The sequence below is a fragment of the Variovorax sp. VRV01 genome (assembly GCF_014852545.1).
In the GTDB taxonomy this organism is placed as follows: domain Bacteria; phylum Pseudomonadota; class Gammaproteobacteria; order Burkholderiales; family Burkholderiaceae_C; genus Variovorax; species Variovorax beijingensis_A.
In genome coordinates this window covers 149,675-171,620 of record NZ_JACVBS010000007.1, presented here as the reverse complement: position 1 = coordinate 171,620, position 21,946 = coordinate 149,675, and the positions used below count along the sequence as shown (strand labels likewise).

The following is a 21,946-nucleotide window of genomic DNA, read 5'->3' as shown; positions in this document are numbered from 1 at the left end:
CGATGTCCCGTACCCTCCAGCTCGCCGAACAACTCATCTCGCGCCCCTCGGTCACCCCCGACGATGCGGGCTGCCAACAGATCCTCGGCGAACGGCTGGCACGGTTGGGCTTCACGCTCGAAACCATCGAAAGCGGCCCGCCCGATTTCCGCGTGACCAACCTGTGGGCGGTGCGCCGCCCGGCCGGCAGTGCGCCGACGAAGACGCTGGTGTTCGCGGGCCACACCGACGTGGTGCCCACGGGGCCGGTCGAGCAGTGGACCAGCCACCCGTTCACGCCCACCCACCGCGGCGGCAAGCTCTATGGCCGCGGCGCGTGCGACATGAAGACATCGGTCGCGGCCTTCGTGGTCTCGATCGAGGAGTTCCTTGCGGCCACGCCCGATCCCAGGCTCACGCTCGCGCTGCTGCTCACCAGCGACGAGGAAGGCCCGGGCGTCGACGGCACCGTCGTCGTCTGCAACGCGCTGGCTGCGCGCGGCGAAACCATCGACTACTGCATCGTCGGCGAGCCTACGGCCGTCGAGCGCTGCGGCGACATGATCAAGAACGGCCGCCGCGGCACCATGAGCGGCAAGCTCACGGTCCACGGTGTGCAGGGCCACATCGCCTACCCGCACCTCGCGAAAAACCCGGTGCATGCCGTGGCGCCCGCGCTGGCGGAACTGGTGGCCATCAACGCCGCGAGCGGCTGGGATGCAGGCAACGCCTACTTCCAGCCCACCAGCTGGCAGATCAGCAACTTTCATGCGGGCACCGGCGCGAGCAACGTGATTCCGGGCAGCGCGGTCATCGACTTCAACTTCCGCTTCTCGACGGAATCGACGCCCGAGTCGCTGCAGAAGCGCGTGCATGCGGTGCTCGATGCGCACGGCGTGGACTGCACGCTCGCCTGGACCATCGGCGGCCTGCCCTTTCTCACGACGCCCGGCGAACTCGTCCGCGCGGTGCAGGCGGCCATTGCCGATGAAACCGGCATCGCCACCGAGCTCTCGACCAGCGGCGGCACCAGCGATGCGCGCTTCATCGCCAAAATCTGCAAGCAGGTGGTCGAGCTCGGCCCGGTCAACGCCAGCATCCACAAGATCGACGAGCACATCGACGTGGCCGAGATCGAGACACTCAAGAACATCTACAAGCGCACCCTGGAGCGCCTCGAAGCGTCGCTCGCCCGATGAGCACCGTTATCGAGCTGATCGAGGCCGGCGCCAAACGGCTGGAAGAAGCCGGCGTTGCCTTCGGCCACGGCACGGCCAACGCCTTCGACGAAGCCGCCTGGCTGGTGCTGTGGCGCCTGAAGCTGCCGCTGGACGACATCGATGCCGTGGCCGACAAGGCCGTCTCGCCGGCCGACGCCGGCAAGGTCGCCGCGCTGCTCGACCAACGCATCGCCACGCGCAAGCCCGCTGCCTATCTCACCAAGGAGGCCTGGCTGCAGGGCGTGCCTTTCTACGTGGACGAGCGCGCCATCGTGCCGCGCAGCTTCATCGCAGAGCTGATCGCCGACGGCAGCATCGACTACTGGCTCGGCGAACACACGCAGCGCGTGCTCGACCTGTGCACCGGCAACGGCAGCCTCGCCATCCTCGCGGCCATGACCTATCCGGACACCACGGTCGATGCCGCCGACCTGTCGGCCGAGGCGCTCGAGGTGGCCGCCATCAACGTCACCCGGCACCAACTCGATGCACGCATCAGGCTGGTCGAATCCGACGGCCTCGCCAACCTGCCCGGCCCCTACGACCTGGTGCTGTGCAACCCGCCCTACGTGAACAGCGCGAGCATGGCCGCCCTGCCCGCCGAATACCGCGCCGAGCCCGAACTGGCGCTGGCCGGCGGCGCCGACGGCATGGACTTCGTGCGCCAGCTGTTTGCCGAGGCGCCTTCGCGCATGAGCGAAGAAGCCGTGCTGGTGCTGGAGATCGGCAACGAGCGCGAATACTTCGAAGCCGCCTTCCCGCAGCTTGAAGTCGTGTGGCTGGAAACCTCCGCAGGCGAGGACCAGGTCCTGCTCGTGACCCGAACCGCGCTGCTGGCCGGCGCCGGCGCGCGTTAGCTGCCGCCGCCGCGCCCCTTTTCGCCGCTTTCCCGCAGCACGGCTGCGGCCTCCTTTTCCGGGTGGTGCCCTCACCATTTGCCCCTTCGCGCCGGGCCGCCACGGGCCGGGCGGGATAATCGCCCCTACGGTTCCTATTTCATGATTACTCTCAAAAACGTCATTCTTCGCCGCAGCGCCAAGGTCCTGCTCGACGGCGCCACCGTCACCATCAATCCCGGTGAGAAGGTCGGCCTTGTCGGACGCAATGGCGCCGGCAAGTCGACCCTGTTCGCGCTCTTCAACGGCTCGCTGCACGAAGACGGCGGCGACTTCTACGTGCCCAAGCAGTGGCGCATGGCGCAGGTGGCGCAGGACATGCCCGAAACCGAAGAGTCGGCCACCGACTTCGTGGTGGGCGGCGACACCCGGCTGGCCGAGCTGCGCGCCTCGCTGGCGGCCATCGAGGCCGCCTACGAAGCCAACCCCGACGACGCCGACATCGGCATGGAACTGGCCCACGCCTACACCGACCTCGCCGACGCCGGCGAACACGACGCCGTGCCGCGCGCGCAGGCGCTGGTGCTCGGGCTGGGCTTCAAGTCGCACGAGCTCGACGAGCCCGTCAACAGCTTCTCGGGCGGCTGGCGCATGCGCCTGCAGCTGGCGCGCGCGCTGATGTGCCCGAGCGACCTGCTGCTGCTCGACGAACCCACCAACCACCTGGACCTGGATGCGCTGGTCTGGCTCGAAGCCTGGCTGCAGAAGTACGCCGGCACCATGATCGTCATCAGCCACGACCGCGAGTTCCTCGACGCCGTGACCGACGTCACGCTGCACATCGCCAACGCCCAGCTCACGCGCTACGGCGGCAACTACAGCAAGTTCGAGGACATGCGCGCGCTGCAGATGGAACAGCAGCAGGTGGCCTTCTCCAAGCAGCAGGACAAGATTGCCCACCTGCAGAAGTTCATCGACCGCTTCAAGGCCAAGGCCAGCAAGGCCAAGCAGGCGCAAAGCCGCGTCAAGGCGCTGGAGCGCATGGAAAAGGTCGCGCCGCTCCTGGCCGAGGCCGACTTCACCTTCGAGTTCAAGGAGCCGGGCAACATCCCCAACCCGATGCTCTCGATCAGCAACGCGAGCTTCGGCTACGAGATCGAAGGCGAAGAGCCCAAGACCATCCTGCGCGGCGTCAGCCGCTCGGTGCTCGCGGGCCAGCGCATCGGCATCCTGGGCGCCAACGGCCAGGGCAAGTCGACGCTGGTGAAAACCATTGCGCGCGAAATGGGTGCGCTGGCCGGCCAGGTCACCGAAGGCAAGGGCCTCAACATCGGCTACTTCGCGCAGCAGGAACTCGACGTGCTGCGCCCGCAGGACAACCCGCTCGAGCACATGGTTCGCATGGCGCGCGAACTGGGAAGCGCCGTCAAGGAAAGCACCGGCGAGCAGGCCTTGCGCGGCTTTCTCGGCAGCTTCAACTTCAGCGGCGACATGGTGAAGCAGCCCGTGGGCACCATGAGCGGCGGCGAGAAGGCGCGCCTGGTGCTCGCGATGATGGTCTGGCAGCGGCCCAACCTGCTGCTGCTGGACGAGCCCACCAACCACCTGGACCTGGCCACGCGCGAGGCGCTGGCGGTGGCGCTCAACGAGTTCGAAGGCACGCTGATGCTGGTGAGCCACGACCGCGCGCTGCTGCGCTCGGTGTGCGACGAGTTCTGGCTCGTGGGCCGCGGCGTGGTCGCCGATTTCGACGGCGACCTCGACGACTACCAGCGCTACCTGCTCGACGAAGCCAAGCGGCTGCGCGAGGAAGCCAAGGTGGCCGTGCGCGAAGCCGCCAATACGGCTGCCCCGGCGCCCAGGCAGGACGCCCAGGACCGCCAGCAGCGCAGCGACCAGGCCAAGCCGATCAAGCGCGAGATCGCGCAGATCGACGAACGGCTGGCCGTGGCCGGCACCGAACGCACTGCGCTCGAGGCGCGCCTGGCGCAGCCGTTGCCGCCAGCCGAGATTGCCGAGGCAGGCAAGCGGCTGAAAGCCCTCAACGACGAAATCGGCCGCCTCGAGGAGCGCTGGCTGGCCCTGTCGGACCAGCTCGAGGCGCTCGCGGCCTGACCTTTCTGCGAAGGAGACGCCCTGCATGCCATCTGCCATCGAACTGGCCCGTGGTGACGAAAAGCTGATCGCGGCCATCCACCGCAGCCGCCGCCTGATCGGCCGCAAGGCGCTGATGGCCGCGGCCGCCAGCGCCGTGCCCCTGCCCGGCATCGACTGGGCAGCCGATGCGGCCCTGCTCTCGCGCCTGGTGCCGCAGATCAGCGCCGAATTCGGCCTGTCGGTCACCCAGGTCGAAAAGCTGGCGCCGCACCAGCGCGAGCGCATCCAGAAGGCCGCCACGACGGTTGGCGCGCTGCTGGTCGGCAGGCTCGTCACGCGCGACCTGCTGATCAAGCTCGCGCGGCATGCCGGCGTGAAGCTCACGGCCAAGCAGGCCGCCAAGTACGTGCCGATTGCCGGGCAGATCGTCTCCGCCGCGCTCGGCTACGCAGCCTTGCGGGCCTTGGGCGAACAGCACATCAAGGATTGCGTTCGCGTGAGCGCGACGCTTTCTCTACCGCCTCCCGGAGCGCTTGCGCCCGCCTGAAGGCGCTTTGATCGAACAGCGCGGTCCCGATCCACCCCGCGGCAATGAGGCCAGCGATCCCCAAGCCGGCCAGGCCGTCGTTCTGCGAACGGAATCCATGGAAAAGAGCCGCGGCAGACAGCAGCGCCAACAGCGCGCACAGCGCGCGGTCGAGCCACAGGCCCGGCGGCAGCGGCCTGCGCACAGCTCAGCCCAACAGGTGAATGCGGGCTGAGCGCGGCGTTACATCGCAGGCGCGATGGCTTCGCTCTTCGCTTGGCTTGTGCGTCGGCCTCACGGCTTTCGGCGCCAGCACCAACTTGCGTGGTTTCATGGCAAATACTCCCTTTCAACTATTCTAGAGTCCAAAGTGAATATTCGCCTGCGCTTAAATCGGCGCCCATGGAGACTATTGCCGCGCGCGCATTGGCAGCGCGCAAATACGCCAGGATGACTCAGAAGCAAGCCGAAGCGGCTTCAGGCGTCAAGCAATCCAACATCTCGAAAATTGAACGCGGCGACACCGGCCGCTCCATGGCCCTGCTCGCGCTGGCACGCGCCTACCGCGTCGACCCCAACTGGCTCGACACCGGCGACGGCCCCGCGCCATGGGACGTACCCCAGCCAGGCACGGCGCGCGACAACGCCGGCGAACCTCCGGGTGCCTACCGGGTCACGCGCACGCCGCCGTCGGGTCCGTCCTTCAATCCCGGCACGCCCGGCACCGTTCCTCTCATCGCATGGACGCAGGTCGCTTCATGGAAGGGGGCCGCGCAAGGAGCGATCCAGGCCGAGCGGTGGCTTCCCTGCGTTGCGCATCACAGCCCCGGCAACACCTACGCGCTGCGCGTGCGCGGCGACAGCATGACCGCGCCGAGCGGCCACCTGAAGAGCTATCCCGCGGAGTCGATCATCTTCGTCGACGCGCAGCGAACGACGCCCGAGGACGGCGAGCGCATCATTGCCAGGCTCGATGCGAGCAACGAAGTCACCTTCAAGGTCTTCAAGCAGGAAGACGGCCGCCGCTGGCTGCTGCCGCTGAACCCGAAGCACGAGCCGATCCGCACCGCGTTCACAGTGCTCGGCACCGTCGTGGGCAAGTGGGAAGACGAGGATTGAGCCTCGCACCGTGCGCGAGTGCGAAGCGCGCGCCAGAGGTCAGGTTGCGTGCAGGTTCGAAGAACATAGTGAAGGCTCTCCTGTGGCCTGCATTCTCCGATCCTCCCTCCTCCAGCAGGCCATCTTCCAGCCCGCCCTTGTGCGGGCTGTTTTTTTGCCGACGCCGATCTGCGGGCAATAAAAAAAGCCGCTCGGTGGAGCGGCTTCTTGTATGGGTCTGGTAGGACGTACTGGATTCGAACCAGTGACCAACGGATTAAAAGTCCGCTGCTCTACCAACTGAGCTAACGTCCCGGAACCAATTTCTTCTTTTTCGTTTTCTCTTTGCCGGTTGAATCCGGCAAAGCCAAAGATTATAGCGTGGCGTTGCTCGCAATCCTGTCGAGAACCCAACCTGCTGCACATTGGCCGAAAGTCGCGGTCACGCTCACCACCGAACCATAGCCATGGCAGTTGAGCGAACCGTCGCCTTCCTCGATGGCGCAGGAGGCATCGGGCGGTGCGACGCTCTCGCGGCTGAAGACGCAGGCCACGCCGATCTTGCGGCCCTCGCGCGGAGCGCCATGCTCCTTGCGAAGGCGCTGGCGAAGTTGGGCCAGCAGCGGGTCGTGCGTGACGAGCGCGAGATCGTCGATGTCGACCTTGTGCGCCTGCCGCTTGCCGCCGGCCGCGCCCACGGTCACGAAGGCGGTGCGCGACGCGCGCGCCCATGCGGCCATCGCGAGCTTGGCCTTGACCTGGTCGCACGCGTCGATGACGGCCGTCGCGGGACCGTTGGCAGCCTGCGCCGCATCGAGCAATGCCGTCCAGTTGCCGGGCTCGACGAATTCATCGAGCGCGAGCACCTGGCAGCCGGGGTTGATCTGCGCGATGCGATCGCGCATGGCCTCGACCTTGGCCTGCCCCACGGTTGCATCGAGCGCGTGGATCTGCCGGTTGATGTTCGACTCCGAGACGTGATCGAGATCGACCAGCGTGAGCCGCCCCACGCCACTGCGTGCCAGCGCCTCGACTGCCCACGAGCCCACGCCGCCGATGCCGGCGACGAGCACGTGGGCGTTGCGGATGCGCGCGGCACCAGCCACGCCGTACAGGCGTTCGAGGCCGCCGAAGCGGCGCGCGAAGTGGGGCGCCGCGGTGTCGGTGACGACATTCGCGGCGGCGGTCGCTGCTTCAGGAAGGGCGGTTGCTGAACTCAAGCGGAGGATCCCGCCGTTGCTAGCGCAGGCGCGAGAGACGCTCGCGGCCGGCCTGGGCGGCTTCAGACTGTGGATAGGCCTTGGTCAGGTCTTCCAGCGTGCGGCGCGCGGCGCGCGTGTCTTTCAGCTCGATCTGGCAGTTGGCGATCGACAGCACGGCCTCGGGAGCCTTGGCGTGGTCGGGCGCAAGCGACAGCATGGAGCGGAAGTTCGCGATGGCCTCGTTGTAGTTGCGCGTGGCGTACTGCGCATTGCCGAGCCAGAACAGCGCCGAAGCGTTGTAGCCGCTTTGCGGGTAGCGCTTGACGAACTCGGCAAACGCGGTCTGCGCCTGCGCGAACTGGCCTGCGCGGAAGATGCCGAGGGCGGCGTCGAAGTCGGCCTTTTCCTTGGGGTCGGCGGTGAACTCGCGGCCATCCACGGACACCTTCGTCGGCTCGTTCTGCTTGAGCCGGTCGTCGATGGTGGCCTGGCGCGACTGCATCTCGGCCACGGTGCGCTGCAGCTGCTCGTTCTGGCCGGTCATGCGCGCAAGGTCGCCCCGCATCTGCTCGATCTGGTTCTGCAGGTCGAGCAGGCTGCGGCGCAGCTGGCCGTTTTCGTCGGTCAGCCGCTGGTCGGTCTGCTGGCGCATGGCCTCCACCCGCTGCCGCAGGTCGAGGATGGCGCGGCGCGCCTCGTCATCCTCGAACAACGCGGCCTGCGAGCCGGCCGAAACGCAGAGCAAGGCGGCAGCCAGCGCCGCGCCTCGCAACAGGGCGTGTTGCATCACCGGGTGTAGCGGATTTCAGCGCGGCGGTTCTGCGCCCAGACTTCTTCGCCCGAGCCCTGCACCGCTGGCTTTTCCTTGCCGAAGCTCACGGCTTCGATCTGGGAGTCGTTCACGCCCAAGAGCGTCAGCGCGCGGCGGACGGCTTCGGAGCGCTTCTGGCCGAGTGCCAGGTTGTACTCGCGGCCGCCGCGCTCGTCGGTGTGGCCTTCGATGGAAACGCGGCGCTGCGGGTTGGCCTTGAGGAAACGGGCGTGCCCGTCGATCAGGGACTGGAACTCGGGCTTGACCGTGTAGCTGTCGTAGTCGAAATAGACGATCCGTTCGATACCGACCGGCCCTTGAGCGGTACCGGCATTGGGATCGATGGTGACGGGCGCCACCGCGCTCGCGCTGCCCTGCTGGCCGCCGGCGGTGCCGGAGCGGTCGGTCACCGGGGTGTCGTTGAGCTTGGTGCCCGACGAGCAGCCGGCAATCAGAGCCACGATGGCCAGCGAATAAATCGTACGTTTCAACATTGGGTACTCCTCAAATAAACCTTGGTCATTGCTTTTGAAACGGACCCCAGTCCGGTTCTCTTATGTCTCCGCCCTGTCCCGCCAGCCGTGCCTTTATTTTTCCATCCAGCGTGGTCGTCATGAGCGCTTCGCGGCCTTGCAGGTGCGTTGCATAGACGATCAGCTTGCTGTTGGGGGCAAAACTCGGGCTTTCGTCTGCCGAGGTGTCGGTGATGGCCGAGACATTGCCGGTGGCCAACTCCATCACATGGAGTTTGAAGGCACCGCCAACGCGGGAGATGTAGGCCAACCACCGGCCATCGCCGCTGACAGAAGGAGAAATGTTGTAGGTGCCGCTGAAGGTGACGCGCGTCGGCGCACCGCCGCTGGCGCTCATCTTGTAGATCTGCGGAGCACCGCCGCGGTCGCTCACGAAGTAGATCGTGCTGCCGTCGGCGGAATAGACCGGCTCGGTGTCGATGCTGGCGCTCTGGGTCAGCCGGCGCGGCTCGCCGCCGCTCGCGGGGATCGTGTAGAGCTGGGAGCCGCCGTCTCGGCTGAGCGTGACGGCCAGCGAGCCGCCATCGGGCGCCCATGCCGGCGCGCTGTTGGAGCCGCGGAAGTTGGCCAGCAGACGGCGCTGCCCGCTTGCCACGTTGTGCACGTAGACCACGGGCTTGCGCGACTCGAACGACACGTACGCCAGCTGCTGCCCGTTGGACGACCAGACTGGCGAGATGATGGGTTCCGGGCTCGCGAGCGCGGCCTGCGCATTCTCGCCGTCGGCATCCGCCACCCAGAGCGAATAGCGGCTGCCGCCCTTGGTCACGTAGGCGATGCGGGTCGAGAAGATGCCCTTGTCGCCGGTCAGCTTTTCATAGACGTAGTCGGCAATGCGGTGCGACGCGAGCCTCAGGTCGCCTTGCGGAACGGTGTAGCTCTGGCCACCGAGGTCCTGTCCGCGCACCACGTCCCAGAGGCGGAAGCGCACGTCGAAGCGGCCGTCGGCCAGGCGGGTGACGCTGCCCACCACGAGCGAATCCGCCGTTCGCTGGCGCCACAGCGCGAGGTCGGGGCGCGAGGCTTCGTCCAGCGCCTGCCCCGAAGCATCGACGCCGCGGAACTGGCCGCTGCGCTCGAGGTCGGCCTGCACGATCTCGGAGATCTTCTGCGGCGAGGCGTCCTGCCCCTTGAACGGAACCAGTGCAATGGGCAGCTGCGTCAGCCCGACGCCCGAAACCTCGACCCGGAACTGAGCGAGCGCGGGCAGCATGGGAGTTGCAGCAAGAGCCGCAATCAAGGTGCGGCGTGCAAAAAGCGATGAAGAAGGAGTTGGAATGGAAACTGGCAACGGCTTGTTCATGCGGTTCGGAGATGTTTCGGGTTAAAAAGTTCTACCCGGTGCGACGGGCCACATGTTACACACTGGTTCGATCGTGCCGTCACAAAACGTGTATTGGGCGATGCGGTCCTACACAGTAGCCCACCGAGGGCCCTTCGGTGGGCCCCGTAGAATCCGCCGCCATGCAAGCATCCCCCGGCAGTGAGACCGCACGCCCTCCCCTGACACGCCGGCTGGCGCGACTCATGACCTGGTTCGGCGGCTCGCGCCACTGGTGGGCCGTCGGGCTCATCGGCGCGCTGCTGGCGGCCGTCACCGAACCCTTGATGGCGGCCCTGCTGAAGCCGCTGCTCGACCGCGGCTTCAACCGCGGCCAACTGGCGCTGTGGATCGTGCCGGCGGCCGTGCTGCTGTTGTTCGCGGTACGCGGCATCGCGCAGTTCATTTCCCAGTATGCGCTCTCGCGCATCGCCAACGAAGGCATGCAGCGGCTGCGCCGCGTGCTGTTCCAGCGCCTGCTCGCGGCCGAGCTCGCCCTGTTCTCGCGCCAGTCGGCCAGCGCGCTCTCGAACACCGTGGTGTACGAGGTGCAGACCGGCTCCATGCTGCTGGTGCAGGCCCTGCTCGGGCTCTCGCGCGACGGCTTCACGCTGGTGGCGCTGCTCGCCTACCTGGTCTACCTGAACTGGAAGCTCACGCTCATCGTCGCCTTCCTGGTACCGAGCATCTCGTGGATCATGAAGGTGTTCTCCAAGCGCCTCTACCGCCTGACGCAGCAGGGCCAGCAGGCCACCGACGAACTGGCCTACGTGGTGGAAGAGAACGTGCTCGCGCACCGCATGGTGCGGCTGCACGGCGCCGAGGCGGCGCAGGGCGAGCGCTTCGAACAGCTGAGCCAGCGCTTGAACCGGCTGGCCGTGAAATCGACCATTGCGCAGGCGGCCACCACGCCGCTCACGCAGATGATGGCCGCGCTCGCGCTGTCGGTGGTGGTGATGATCGCGCTCTGGCAGAGCGGCGAACAGGGCCTGACCGTGGGCGGCTTCGTTGCCTACATCACGGCCATGCTGATGCTGATCGCCCCGATCCGCCGCCTGGCCGACATGGCCGCCCCCATCACGCGCGGCCTCGCGGCGCTCGAGCGCGGCCTGGTGCTGATCGACGAGGTGGCCCCGGAGCCGCAGGGCAGCTTCGCCATCGACCATGCGCAAGGCCGCATCGAACTGCGCGAGGTCAAGGTCAGCTACCGCGGCGAGGACGACGCCCGCGCGCTCGACGGCGTGAACCTGACGATCGAGCCGGGCCAGGTGGTGGCCTTCGTCGGCCCTTCGGGCTCCGGCAAGACCACGCTGGTCAACCTGCTGCCGCGCTTCGTGCTGCCGAGCGGCGGCCAGGTACTGCTCGACGGCCACGACACCAGCGAATGGGAGCTCAGGAGCCTGCGCGCGCAGTTCGCGATGGTGAGCCAGGACGTGGTGATGCTCAACGACACGCTGGCCGCCAACGTGGCGCTGGGCGCCGGAATCGATCGCGAGCGGGTGCAGCAATGCATTGAAGCCGCGAACCTGTCTTCGCACGTCGAAAGCCTGCCGCAGGGCATCGACACCGTGCTCGGCCACAACGCCACGCAGCTCTCCGGCGGCCAGCGCCAGCGCCTGGCCATAGCGCGCGCGCTCTACAAGAACGCGCCCATCCTGCTGCTCGACGAGGCCACCTCGGCGCTCGACACCGAATCGGAGCGGCTGGTGCAGGACGCCCTGCAGCGCCTGATGCAGAACCGCACCACGCTGATCGTCGCGCACCGGCTGTCGACCATCCAGCATGCCGACCGCATCATCGTGATGGAGCAAGGCCGCATCGCCGAGCAGGGCAGCCACGAGCAGTTGATGGCACTGGACGGGCTCTATGCCCGGCTGCAGACGCTGGCGGTGCGCAGCGCGACGCCGGGGCAGGACCCGACGCTCTGACCAGCCTTCAGAGCAGCACGATGTCGTACTGGCCCTGCCCGATCGCAGGCTCGGACTGCAATGAAATCGGCTTGCCGATGAAGTCGCTGAGTCCCGCGAGGTGCTGGCTTTCCTCGTCGAGGAACAGCTCGATCACCTGGGGCGACGACACGATGCGGAACTCGCGCGGCGTGAACTGCCGCGCCTCGCGCAATATCTCGCGCATGGCGTCGTAGGCCACGCTGCGCGCCGTCTTCACGATGCCCTGCCCGCCGCAGGCCGCACAAGGCTCGCACAGCATGTGGGCCAGCGATTCGCGCGTGCGCTTGCGCGTCATCTCGACCAGGCCGAGCTGCGAGAAGCCGCCCGCCGTGGTCTTGACGCGGTCGCGCGCAAGCTGCTTGCGGAACTCGGCCAGCACCTGCTCGCGATGGTCGTCGCGCCCCATGTCGATGAAGTCGACGATGATGATCCCGCCCAGGTTGCGCAGCCGCAGCTGGCGCGCAATGGCCTGCGCCGCTTCCAGGTTGGTCTTGAAGATGGTGTCGTCGAAATTGCGCGCACCGACGAAGCCGCCGGTATTCACGTCCACCGTGGTGAGCGCCTCGGTCTGGTCGACCACGAGGTAGCCGCCCGACTTGAGTTCGACGCGCCGGCCCAGTGCCTTGGCAATTTCCTCGTCGACCGAATACAGGTCGAAGATCGGCCGCTCGCCCTTGTAGTGCTGCAGCTTGCCGGCCGCCTGCGGCATGTATTCGAGCCCGAACTTGAGCAGCGCCTCGAACTGCTCGCGCGAGTCGATGCGGATGGTCTGCGTGTCTTCGCTGGTCATGTCGCGCAGCACGCGCTGCAGCAGGCTCAGGTCCTGGTGCAGCAGCGACATCGGCGGCACTTTGCTCGACGCCTCGCGGATGCGCGACCAGGTCTTGCGCAGGTAGGCGATGTCCTCGGCCAGTTCGGCATCCGACGAATCCTCGCCGTTGGTGCGCAGGATGAAGCCGCCGGTGTTGGCAGGCACCACGCCGCCGCTGTCGGCCGCGGCCGCGGCCTCGATCAGCGCGAGCATGCGCGTGCGCAGCGACTCGCGCTGGTCGGAAGGGATCTTCTGCGAAACGCCGATGTGGTTGTCCTGCGGCAGGAACACCAGCAGCCGGCCGGCAATGCTGATCTGCGTCGACAGCCGCGCACCCTTGGTGCCGATCGGGTCCTTGATCACCTGCACCAGCAGCGACTGGCCTTCGAACACCTGCTTCTCGATGGGCACCATCGGCCCGCCATTGCGGTGGTCGCGCTCGGGGGCCGGCGCGCTGGGCCGGGAGCCCGGCGTGAACGGCGCCACGATGTCCGCCACGTGCAGGAAGGCCGTGCGCTCGAGGCCGACGTCGATGAAGGCCGACTGCATGCCCGGCAGCACGCGCGAGACCTTGCCAAGGTAGATGTTGCCGACCAGCCCGCGCTCCAGCGTGCGTTCGACGTGCAGCTCTTGCACCGCGCCGTGCTCGACCAGCGCCACACGGGTCTCCTGCGGGGACCAGTTGATCAGGATGTCTTGCATGGAATTCTTAGGTATTGAAACCGGCGCTGCGAAGAAGCTGCGCGGTCTCGAACATCGGGAGTCCCATGATGCCCGAATAGGACCCGCTGATGTGCTCGATGTGCGCAGCCGCCGCGCCCTGGATCGCATAGGCGCCGGCCTTGCCGAGCGGCTCGCCGCTGGCGGCATAGCGCGCGATCTGCTTGCGGGTCATGGCCGCGAAGCGCACGCGCGACACGCTGAGCGCCGCATGGCGGCGGCGGCCATGCTGCAGCGCCACGGCCGTCAGCACGCGATGCGTGGCACCCGACAGAAGCGCGAGCATGCGCTCGGCATCGCGCGCATCCTCGGGCTTGCCGAGGATGGTGCGGCCGAGGGCCACCGTGGTGTCGGCGCAGAGCACCGGCGCATCGGAGAGTCCCAGGCGCTGGCGCCGCACGACTGCCGCATCGAGCTTCAGGCCCGTCACGCGCTGCACGTAGGCGGTCGGCGATTCACCGGGCAGCACCGCTTCGAGCGATTCGGCGTCTTCGTCGGCGCCAGCCAGCAACAGTTCGTGGCGAACGCCAAGCTGGCCCAGCAGTTGGGCGCGGCGCGGGCTCTGCGATGCAAGGTAGATGAAGCCGGCGCTCATTCCCGGTGGTACGGATGGCCCGCGTTGACCGACCAGGCCCGGTACAGCTGCTCCACGAGGAGCACACGCGCCATCGCGTGCGGCAGGGTCAGGTCGGACAGGCGGATGCGTTCATGGGCCGCGGCCTTGAAGGCGGGGTCGAGGCCATCGGGGCCGCCGATCACAAGGGCCACGTCGTCGCCCTCGCCTTGCCAGGCCTGCAGCCGCGCGGCCAGCGCCTTGGTGGTGAGCGCGGTGCCGCGCTCATCGAGCACGACGATGCGCATGCCCTTGGCGATGGCGCCCTCGATGCGTTCGCGTTCGGCCGCGTAGAGCGTCTCGAGCGACTTGGAGCCGCGGGGTTCGGTCTTGACGGCGCGCAGTTCGAGCTTGAGCTCGGGCGGGAAGCGCTTGGCGTAGTCGTCCCAGGCAGTCTGCGCCCAGTCGGGCATGCGCTGCCCGACGGCGACCACCAGCAGCTTCATGCGCGGCGGGCAGGCGCCTTCTTGGCAGGCGCCTTCTTGGCCGCAGGCTTCTTCGCCGCTGGCTTGCCGACCACCTTGACGGGCACGCGCGCGGTCGTGGTCTTTTTGGCCGGCGCCTTCTTGGCGGCGGTTTTCTTTGCCGGGCTCCGGCTGGCCTTCTCGGCCTTGGCCTCCTGCTCGGCCGCGCGGATGGCGGTCTTGGCCGCGCTGGCACGGCGCAGGTTGGGCATCTTGGCCGCCACCGGCTTCTTCTCTTCGATCACCTTGGCGGCGGTTGCAAGTGCCGGCTTGGTGCCGCCGAGCTTGGCGCGCACCGGCTTGTCGCCCCAGATCTCCTCGAGGTGGTAGTACTGGCGGATGGCGGGCTGCATGATGTGCGCGACGGCCGCGCCGCAGTCCACGATGATCCACTCGCCGTTGTCCTCGCCCTCGATGCGCGGCTTGCCAAAACCGGCTTCGCGCACGGCATCGCGCACGCTGGCGGCCAGCGCCTTGGTCTGCCGGTTGGAGGTGCCCGAGGCCACGATCACGCGTTCGAACAGCGGTGAGAGATGCTCGGTGTCGAAAACCTGGATGTCCTGCGCCTTGACGTCTTCGAGACCATCGATGATGGCTCGCTGGAGTTTCTGGGTGTCTTTCTTGGCGGCGGCTTCAGTGGTCATCAGGCAGGGCGGTAAAGGTGGTGTTGGTCAATATAGCGTGCAACGGCGGACGGAACCAGCGAGGAAATGTCCTCGCCAAGCGCCGCACGCCGCCGTATGTCGGTGGCGCTGATGTCCATGGCCGGCAATTCGAGCGCCTCGAAATGCGCGCCAGCCGGCAGGCCGGGCAGCATCTTCGGATCAAAACGAGCAGTGCCGCCCGCCGATAATGCGCGATACGCTACAGAAACAATAGCAATGCCGAGTATAGCCTGCCAGCCGTGCCACGTCGGCAACGCGCTGGCCTGGTCGGCGCCCATGATCAGGACGAGCTCGGCTCCGGGCTGTTCCTGCTGCAATTCATGCAGGGTGTCGAGCGTGTAGGTGGGGCCGTCGCGCAACACTTCGCGGCTGTCGACTACCACGGTGCCCTTCAACCCAGAAAACGCCAGCCGCGTCATCGAGAGGCGGTCTTGTGCCGGTGTGAGCGTCCTGCTCTTGTGCCAGGCCTGCCCCGTGGGAATGACATGCAGTTCAGCCAGATCGAGTTGCGCAAGCGCTGCCTCGGCCAGTGCCACATGGGCGTTGTGCGGCGGGTCGAAGGCACCGCCGAAGACACCGATGCGCGGGGCCTTGCCGGAGGGATTCACAACCAGTCGCGCCGCACGATGAAGTCGCTGTACAGCGCGGCTTCGGGGGTGCCCGGCTCCGGCTGCTGCCGGTAGGCCCAGCTGGCCAGCGGCGGCATCGACAGCAGGATCGATTCGGTGCGCCCGCCCGACTGCAGGCCGAAGTGCGTGCCGCGGTCCCACACGAGGTTGAACTCCACGTAGCGTCCGCGCCGGTAGAGCTGGAACGCCCGCTCGCGCTCGCCCCATGGCATGGCGCGGCGGCGCTCCACGATGGGCAGGTAGGCCGGCAGGAAGGCATCGCCCACGGAGCGCAGCATGGCAAAGCCGTTGTCGAATCCGCCCTCGGCGAAGTCGTCGAAGAAGATGCCGCCGATGCCGCGCTGTTCGTTGCGGTGCTTGAGGAAGAAATATTCGTCGCACCAGGTCTTGAAGCGCGGGTACTTGTCGTCGCCGAAGGCCGCCAGCGCGTCGCGGCATACCGTATGGAAGTGAACGGCGTCTTCCTCGAAGCCATAGCAGGGCGTGAGGTCCATGCCGCCGCCGAACCAGCACACCGGATCCCTGCCCTCGGGCAGCGCAGCCAGCATGCGCACGTTCATGTGGACGATGGGCACGTAGGGATTGCGCGGATGGAATACCAGCGAAACGCCCATGGCTTCGAAGGGCGCGCCCGCAAGCTCGGGCCGGTTCTGCGTGGCCGAGGGCGGCAGCCTGGGCCCGCGCACCTGCGAGAAACCGCAACCCGCGCGCTCGAACAGCGCCCCGCCCTCCAGGATGCAGGTGAGGCCGCTGCCCTGCAGTGCCTCGCCGGGCTCCTTTTGCCAGGCGTCGCGCACGCAGGCACCGCCATCGGCCGCCTCGACGGCCGCAACGATCTCCTGCTGCAGCTTGCGCAGGTAGTCGCCGACCGCTGCCGGGTTGGTCTGTTGCATCAGGCGTGCGGGCTGTTGCGCGCGTGGACCGCGCGGTATCCGATGTCCTTGCGGTATTGCGCGCCGTCGAAGCTGATGCGCGCGGCGACTTCGTAGGCCCGCTGCTGCGCGAGCTTCACGCTGTCGGCCAGCACGGTCACGCACAGCACGCGGCCGCCGCTCGTCTTGAGCTCGCCGTCCTGCTGGGTGGTGCCGGCGTGGAACACCACGGCATCGGGCGCCTCGGCCGGAATGCCGGTGATGCGGTCGCCCTTGCGCGGCGAGAGCGGATAGCCATGCGCCGCCATCACCACGCCCAGCGCCACGCGCCGGTCCCACTGCAGTTCGACCTGGTCGAGCGTGCCGTCGGTGGCGTGCCAGAACACTTCGAACAGGTCGGACTTGAGCCGCATCATGATCGGCTGCGTCTCGGGGTCGCCCATGCGGCAATTGAACTCGAGCGTCTTGGGGTGCCCCGACGCGTCGATCATGAGGCCGGCGTAGAGGAAGCCGGTGTACGGGATGCCGTCCTTTTCCATGCCGCGGATGGTCGGCAGGATGATCTCGCGCATCGCGCGCGCATGCACCTCGGCCGTGACCACGGGCGCGGGCGAGTAGGCGCCCATGCCGCCGGTGTTGGGGCCTTCGTCGTTGTCGAGCAGGCGCTTGTGATCCTGGCTGGTGGCCAGCGCGGTCACGTTCTTGCCGTCGCACAGCACGATGAAGCTGGCTTCCTCGCCCTGAAGGAATTCTTCGATGACCACGCGCGCGCCGCCGTCGTTGTGGGACACGCCGAACTTGTTGTCGACCAGCATGAAGTCGACGGCCTCGTGCGCCTCCTGCGCAGTCATGGCCACCACCACGCCCTTGCCGGCGGCCAGGCCATCGGCCTTGACGACGATCGGCGCGCCCTTGGCGTCGATGTAGGCGTGTGCCGCCGCGGCGTCGGTGAAGGCTTCGTACTCGGCGGTGGGAATCTTGTGGCGCTTCATGAAGGCCTTGGAAAAGGCCTTGGAGCTCTCGAGCTGCGCGGCGGCCTGCGTGGGGCCGAAGATGCGCAGGCCGTGCGCGCGGAATTCGTCCACCACGCCGGCCGCCAGCGGCGCCTCGGGGCCGACGACGGTGAGCGCGATCTTTTCCTTGGCCGCCCACTCGCGCAGCGCGGCGGGCTCGGTGATGTCGATGCAGTCGTAGCGCTCGTCGCTCACGGTGCCGCCGTTGCCCGGCGCCACGTACACGCGGCTGACCCGGCTGGCCTGCGCCAACCGCCACGCCAATGCGTGTTCCCGGCCCCCTCCTCCAATTACCAGTACCTTCATTCGTGGGCCTTCTTCATTCGCTGTGGATCAATGTTCATTCATTCGGAGAGCGCGGCGTTGTGATAGACCTCCTGGACGTCGTCCAGGTCTTCGAGCACATCGAGCAGCTTCTGCATCCTGGCCGCGTCCTCGCCGGTCAGTTCGATCGTGTTTTCGGCACGCATGGTGACCTCGGCCACCTCGGGCTTGAGGCCGGCGGCTTCGAGCGCATTCTTGACGGCCTCGAAATCGGCGACGGCGGTGATCACCTCGATGGCGCCGTCGTCGTCGGTGACCACGTCCTCGGCGCCGGCTTCGAGCGCGGCTTCCATCACCTTGTCTTCATTGGTGCCCGGGGCGAAGATGATCTGGCCGCAGTGCTTGAACTGGAAGGCCACCGAGCCTTCGGTGCCCATGTTGCCGCCGTGCTTGGAGAAGGCGTGGCGCACTTCGGCCACGGTGCGCACGCGGTTGTCGGTCATGGTGTCGACGATGATCGCCGCGCCGCCGATGCCGTACCCTTCGTAACGAATTTCTTCGTAATTGACGCCTTCGAGGTTGCCGGTGGCCTTGTCGATGTTGCGCTTGACGGTGTCGATCGGCAGGTTGACCGCCTTGGCCTTCTCGACCGCCAGCCGCAGCCGCGGGTTGGCGCTGAGGTCGCCCCCGCCGGCGCGGGCAGCCACGGTGATTTCACGGATGGCGCGGGTCCAGAGCTTGCCGCGCTTCTCGTCCTGGCGGCCCTTCCGGTGCTGAATGTTTGCCCATTTGCTGTGTCCGGCCATGGCTTTCTATCTCGCTGTCTTGTGTTTTCAAAGCAAGCTCCGAGTTTACTGTCCGGCGCGCACAACGGCCGGCGCGCCAGCGCCAAAGCGGCAAGGTCTTTTGGTGATAATCCTTCGATGACGCCATCGCCTTCCGTCGGGCCCGGGAATCCGACCATCCTGCCGCCGCACACCCCATTACCGCTGTACTACAAGAACGAGGCGGAGCACCAGGCGTTCCTGCGGCGGATCTTCGACAGCACCGCCGCCGACTACGACCGCATCGAGAGCGTGCTGGCCTTCGGCACCGGGCCGTCGTACCGCCGCGCCGCCCTCTCGCAGGCCGGGCTTGCGCCGGGCGCGCAGGTGCTCGACGTCGGCATCGGCACCGGGCTGGTCGCCCGCGAGGCGCTCAGGATCATCGGCCCCAAGGGCAAGCTGGTCGGCGTCGACCCCAGCGTGGGCATGATGGAGCAGGTCGACCTGCCGGGCGTCGAGCTGGTCCAGGGCGTGGCGGAAGCACTGCCCCGGCCGGACGCCAGCTGCGATTTCGTGAGCATGGGCTACGCCATGCGCCACATCAGCGACGTGGCGGCCGCGTTCGGCGAATTCCACCGCGTGCTGCGCCCCGGCGGCCGCCTGGTGGTGCTCGAAATCACCAAGCCGGAGGGCCGCATCGCCACGGCCCTGCTCAAGGGCTACATGCGCGCCGTGGTGCCGCTGATCGCGCGGGTGGTCGGCCGCCGCAGCAACACCTCGGAGTTGTGGCGCTATTACTGGGACACCATCGAAGCCTGCATTCCGCCGGATCGCGTGCTGGAGGCATTGCGCGCCGCGGGCTTCACCGACGTGCGCCGCCAGGCGAGCCTTGGCGTGTTCTCCGAGTACATGGCGCGCAAGCCAGAAAACACCATCGAGGCCGGCTGACCGTGCGAGTCCAGGGCGAAACCCCCTCCTCTCTGCGCGTCGAGCGCCTTTCGCTGCCGGCCAGCCTTGCGCTGGCCGCCAACGGCAGCGCGCCTTTTGCGGCACTCGGCTACGGCACGCCGCATGAACTGGCATGGATGCCGACCGTCAATGCGCGCGTTCTTTCCGGACAAGGCGCGATGGCGGACGTGTGGCACGTGACCGGCGGGCGAGTCGAATCGGGCACCACCGGCATCGCCCGCTGGCGCAGCGACGGCCAGTGGCTGCTCGGCGCCATCGACCTCGACGAATCGGTCGAGAAGCAGGATCTTGCCGAGCTCTCGCATCGCGCCTACCGCGACCTGTTCAAAACCCTCGACCAGGCCGGCGCGCCGCACCTGCTGCGCATCTGGAACTACCTGCCGCAGATCAATGCCGACGGCGGCGGGCTGGAGCGCTACCGCCAGTTCAACCTCGGGCGCCAGGAAGCCTTCTTCGAGGCCGGCCGTGCCGCCTTCGAGGGTGCGCCCGCGGCGTGTGCGCTGGGCATCCACCAGGGCGCGCTGTCGATCCGCTTCCTGGCCGGCCAGGCCGCGCCCCGGCCGGTCGAAAACCCGCGCCAGGTCTCGGCCTACCGCTACCCCGAGACCTACGGCCCGCGCTCGCCCACCTTCTCGCGCGCCGCTCTGGCCGAGATCGGCAATGGCGACGTGGCGCTTTTCATATCGGGCACCGCGAGCATCGTGGGCCATGAAACCGTGCACCATGGCGACGTGCTGGAGCAGACGCGCGAAACGCTGCGCAACCTCGAAGCCGTGATCGCGGCCGCCAACAACCAGGCCACGGCCGCCTTCGCGCTCGCCATGCTCGACTGCGTGGTCTACGTGCGGCATCCGGCCGATACCGACAAGGTGCGCGGCGTGCTCCAGAGCGCGCTCGGTGCCGACGCGCCGATGATCCGCCACGCGGTCTACCTGGAAGCGGACATCTGCCGCAGCGACCTGCTGGTCGAGATCGAAGCCCACGCCGTCGCCCCGGGTCGCCTGCGGGCCTGACCCGGCGCGATCGATCGGACCGGCAACCCCATGTCGATGAACCGCGTGCTGCGCATTCTCACGGCCATTCCGCTTGCGTTGATGCTCTACGCGCTGCTGCTGTTCCTGGGGCTGATCTCGCTGGCCTGGAACCTGGTGGCAATGCTGCTCTACCCGGTGATGCCCGAGGCGCCTGCGCGCACGCTGGGCCGCCTGACCATCGCCTTCGCCTACCGCATGTTCTGGGGCCTGGCCTCGGTGACCGGGATGATGCGCATCGACGCCAGCTGCCTCGACCCGATGCGCAACGAGCCGGGCGTGATCTTCGTGGCCAACCACCCGACCATGCTCGACGCGCTGCTGCTGGTGGCGCGGCTGCCGCGCAGCGCCTGCATCATGAAGGCCGACCTGCTGCGCAACATCTTCCTGGGCGCGGGGGCGCGGCTGGCGCGCTACATCAGCAACGAATCGGCCCGCACCATGGTGCGCCTGGCGGTGGCCGACCTGCGCAACGGCGGCCAGCTGGTGATCTTTCCGGAAGGCACGCGCACCGTGACGCCGCCGCTCAACCCCTTCGGCCCCGGCGTGACGCTGATCGCCAAGCTCGCGCAAGCGCCGATCCAGACCGTGTTCATCGAGACCGACTCGCCCTACCTGAGCAAAGGCTGGCCGCTGTGGCGCGTGCCGCCGCTGCCCATCGTCTTCAGGCTCCGGCTGGGCCAGCGCTTCGCGCCCATGCAGGACAGCCACGTGCTGCAATCGGAGCTGGAACAATACTTTCGCCAACACATGGAACAGCGCGCCACCGACGCGTCCCCCGCATGCCAGACGCCTCGCGCACACACCTTGTCCTGATCCCCAGCTACAACACGGGCGAACGCCTGTTCTCCACGGTCGAAGCAGCGCGCGCGCAGTGGAACCCGGTCTGGGTGGTGGTGGACGGCAGCACCGACGGCACGGGCGAGCGCCTGCAGCAGATGGCCGCCGGCGACCCGGGCCTGCGGGTCTGGCTGCTGCCGCAGAACCAGGGCAAGGGTGCGGCCGTGCTGCATGGCCTGCGTGCGGCGCGCGAGGCCGGCTTCACGCACGCGCTGACCATGGATTCGGACGGCCAGCATCCGGCCGACCTGATTCCTGCCTTCATGAACGCATCGAAGGCGCGGCCCGAGACCATGGTGCTGGGCCGGCCGGTGTTCGATGCCTCCGCCCCGCTGCTGCGCGTGCGCGGACGGCGCGTGTCGAACGGCTGGACCCAGCTCGAGACCCTGTTTGCGGGCGTTGGCGATTCGCTTTACGGATTCCGCGTGTACCCGGTGGCCGACCTGATCGCCGTGATGGCGCGGCAGCCGTGGATGCGGCGCTTCGACTTCGACACCGAAGCCGTCGTGCGGCTCGCCTGGCGCGGCGTCAAGCCCGTGAACATCGACGCGCCGGTGAAGTACCTGACCGCCGAGGAAGGCGGGGTGTCGCACTTTCGCTATGGGCGCGACAACGTGCTGCTGACGTGGATGCACGCGCGCCTGATGGTCGAATTCGTGTTGCGCCTGCCCGGACTACTTTGGCGCAAGGCCCGGCGCCTGCCCCCCTTCCAGGCCTGA

General features: G+C 67.7%; 22 protein-coding genes and 1 tRNA gene. 10 read left to right on the top strand and 13 right to left on the bottom strand.

Annotated features, from left to right (window positions below):
- The first annotated feature begins 2 nt into the window (after window positions 1-2).
- From dapE to IB278_RS14615, 5 genes are all read left to right on the top strand, one after another.
- Window positions 3-1,178: a succinyl-diaminopimelate desuccinylase gene (gene dapE, locus IB278_RS14635; RefSeq protein WP_145746659.1), complete on the top strand. Its 1,176-nt coding sequence runs from the start codon at window positions 3-5 to the stop codon at window positions 1,176-1,178.
- Window positions 1,175-2,056: a 50S ribosomal protein L3 N(5)-glutamine methyltransferase gene (gene prmB, locus IB278_RS14630; protein ID WP_145746658.1), complete on the top strand. Its 882-nt coding sequence runs from the start codon at window positions 1,175-1,177 to the stop codon at window positions 2,054-2,056. Before dapE ends, prmB begins: the two co-directional genes overlap by 4 nt.
- A 141-nt stretch (window positions 2,057-2,197) precedes the next feature.
- Complete coding sequence (locus IB278_RS14625) at window positions 2,198-4,150, top strand: ABC-F family ATP-binding cassette domain-containing protein (RefSeq protein WP_145746657.1); 1,953 nt, start codon at window positions 2,198-2,200, stop codon at window positions 4,148-4,150.
- Window positions 4,151-4,175: 25 nt separating this feature from the next.
- Window positions 4,176-4,679 (top strand): hypothetical protein, encoded by a 504-nt coding sequence (locus IB278_RS14620; RefSeq protein WP_145746656.1) that lies wholly within the window; start codon window positions 4,176-4,178, stop codon window positions 4,677-4,679.
- Between the two features lie 381 nt (window positions 4,680-5,060).
- Window positions 5,061-5,777, top strand: coding sequence for a helix-turn-helix domain-containing protein (locus IB278_RS14615; protein WP_145746655.1), 717 nt, complete (start codon window positions 5,061-5,063; stop codon window positions 5,775-5,777).
- A gap of 218 nt (window positions 5,778-5,995) precedes the next feature.
- Here IB278_RS14615 and IB278_RS14610 read toward each other — a convergent pair.
- The 5 genes from IB278_RS14610 to tolB form a co-directional block, all read right to left on the bottom strand.
- A tRNA-Lys gene (locus IB278_RS14610) sits at window positions 5,996-6,071 on the bottom strand.
- Window positions 6,072-6,130: 59 nt separating this feature from the next.
- Window positions 6,131-6,976, bottom strand: a complete 846-nt coding sequence (locus tag IB278_RS14605) for a ThiF family adenylyltransferase (RefSeq protein WP_192323762.1) — start codon at window positions 6,974-6,976, stop codon at window positions 6,131-6,133.
- Window positions 6,977-6,995: 19 nt separating this feature from the next.
- Window positions 6,996-7,745: a tol-pal system protein YbgF gene (ybgF, locus tag IB278_RS14600; protein ID WP_145746653.1), complete on the bottom strand. Its 750-nt coding sequence runs from the start codon at window positions 7,743-7,745 to the stop codon at window positions 6,996-6,998.
- Window positions 7,745-8,263 (bottom strand): peptidoglycan-associated lipoprotein Pal, encoded by a 519-nt coding sequence (gene pal / locus IB278_RS14595; RefSeq protein ID WP_145746652.1) that lies wholly within the window; start codon window positions 8,261-8,263, stop codon window positions 7,745-7,747. Before pal ends, ybgF begins: the two co-directional genes overlap by 1 nt.
- Before the next feature lie 25 nt (window positions 8,264-8,288).
- Window positions 8,289-9,515 (bottom strand): Tol-Pal system beta propeller repeat protein TolB, encoded by a 1,227-nt coding sequence (tolB, locus tag IB278_RS14590; RefSeq protein WP_012747799.1) that lies wholly within the window; start codon window positions 9,513-9,515, stop codon window positions 8,289-8,291.
- 251 nt (window positions 9,516-9,766) lie between these two features.
- Between tolB and msbA the strand changes: the two genes are divergently transcribed.
- Window positions 9,767-11,551: a lipid A export permease/ATP-binding protein MsbA gene (msbA, locus tag IB278_RS14585; protein ID WP_145746650.1), complete on the top strand. Its 1,785-nt coding sequence runs from the start codon at window positions 9,767-9,769 to the stop codon at window positions 11,549-11,551.
- A gap of 7 nt (window positions 11,552-11,558) precedes the next feature.
- Here the strand turns inward: msbA and rng are convergent, their stop codons facing one another.
- Genes rng through IB278_RS14545 form a run of 8 tightly spaced genes read right to left on the bottom strand, consistent with a single transcriptional unit; the run spans window position 11,559 to window position 18,429 of the window.
- On the bottom strand, window positions 11,559-13,085 hold the full coding sequence (rng, locus tag IB278_RS14580) for a ribonuclease G (protein ID WP_192323760.1): 1,527 nt from the start codon (window positions 13,083-13,085) through the stop codon (window positions 11,559-11,561).
- A 7-nt stretch (window positions 13,086-13,092) separates the two neighbouring features.
- A complete protein-coding gene (locus tag IB278_RS14575; RefSeq protein ID WP_192323758.1) occupies window positions 13,093-13,698 on the bottom strand; it encodes a Maf family protein in 606 nt (201 codons plus the stop codon).
- Window positions 13,695-14,162 carry a 23S rRNA (pseudouridine(1915)-N(3))-methyltransferase RlmH gene (rlmH, locus tag IB278_RS14570; protein ID WP_012747795.1) on the bottom strand — a complete coding sequence of 156 codons (468 nt, stop codon included), beginning with the start codon at window positions 14,160-14,162 and terminating at the stop codon, window positions 13,695-13,697. The genes IB278_RS14575 and rlmH overlap by 4 nt, the downstream gene beginning before the upstream one ends.
- Window positions 14,159-14,824, bottom strand: coding sequence for a ribosome silencing factor (gene rsfS, locus IB278_RS14565; RefSeq protein ID WP_145746648.1), 666 nt, complete (start codon window positions 14,822-14,824; stop codon window positions 14,159-14,161). The genes rlmH and rsfS overlap by 4 nt, the downstream gene beginning before the upstream one ends.
- On the bottom strand, window positions 14,824-15,453 hold the full coding sequence (nadD, locus tag IB278_RS14560) for a nicotinate-nucleotide adenylyltransferase (RefSeq protein WP_145746647.1): 630 nt from the start codon (window positions 15,451-15,453) through the stop codon (window positions 14,824-14,826). The genes rsfS and nadD overlap by 1 nt, the downstream gene beginning before the upstream one ends.
- Complete coding sequence (gene hemF, locus IB278_RS14555) at window positions 15,450-16,367, bottom strand: oxygen-dependent coproporphyrinogen oxidase (protein WP_145746646.1); 918 nt, start codon at window positions 16,365-16,367, stop codon at window positions 15,450-15,452. Before hemF ends, nadD begins: the two co-directional genes overlap by 4 nt.
- The gene (purD, locus tag IB278_RS14550; RefSeq protein ID WP_192323756.1) at window positions 16,367-17,665 is read right to left on the bottom strand and encodes a phosphoribosylamine--glycine ligase; all 1,299 of its coding nucleotides are present in this window, start codon (window positions 17,663-17,665) and stop codon (window positions 16,367-16,369) included. The genes hemF and purD overlap by 1 nt, the downstream gene beginning before the upstream one ends.
- Window positions 17,666-17,703: 38 nt before the next feature.
- Window positions 17,704-18,429, bottom strand: coding sequence for a YebC/PmpR family DNA-binding transcriptional regulator (locus IB278_RS14545; RefSeq protein WP_012747790.1), 726 nt, complete (start codon window positions 18,427-18,429; stop codon window positions 17,704-17,706).
- 117 nt (window positions 18,430-18,546) lie between these two features.
- Here IB278_RS14545 and IB278_RS14540 point away from each other — a divergent pair, with 117 nt between their 5' ends.
- The 4 genes from IB278_RS14540 to IB278_RS14525 are packed head-to-tail and all read left to right on the top strand — an operon-like array spanning window position 18,547 to window position 21,946.
- Window positions 18,547-19,335 (top strand): class I SAM-dependent methyltransferase, encoded by a 789-nt coding sequence (locus tag IB278_RS14540; protein WP_145746643.1) that lies wholly within the window; start codon window positions 18,547-18,549, stop codon window positions 19,333-19,335.
- 2 nt (window positions 19,336-19,337) lie between these two features.
- Window positions 19,338-20,369, top strand: coding sequence for a Rid family hydrolase (locus tag IB278_RS14535; protein ID WP_145746642.1), 1,032 nt, complete (start codon window positions 19,338-19,340; stop codon window positions 20,367-20,369).
- 30 nt (window positions 20,370-20,399) lie between these two features.
- On the top strand, window positions 20,400-21,203 hold the full coding sequence (locus IB278_RS14530) for a lysophospholipid acyltransferase family protein (protein WP_225612905.1): 804 nt from the start codon (window positions 20,400-20,402) through the stop codon (window positions 21,201-21,203).
- On the top strand, window positions 21,170-21,946 hold the full coding sequence (locus tag IB278_RS14525; protein WP_145746641.1) for a glycosyltransferase family 2 protein: 777 nt from the start codon (window positions 21,170-21,172) through the stop codon (window positions 21,944-21,946). The genes IB278_RS14530 and IB278_RS14525 overlap by 34 nt, the downstream gene beginning before the upstream one ends.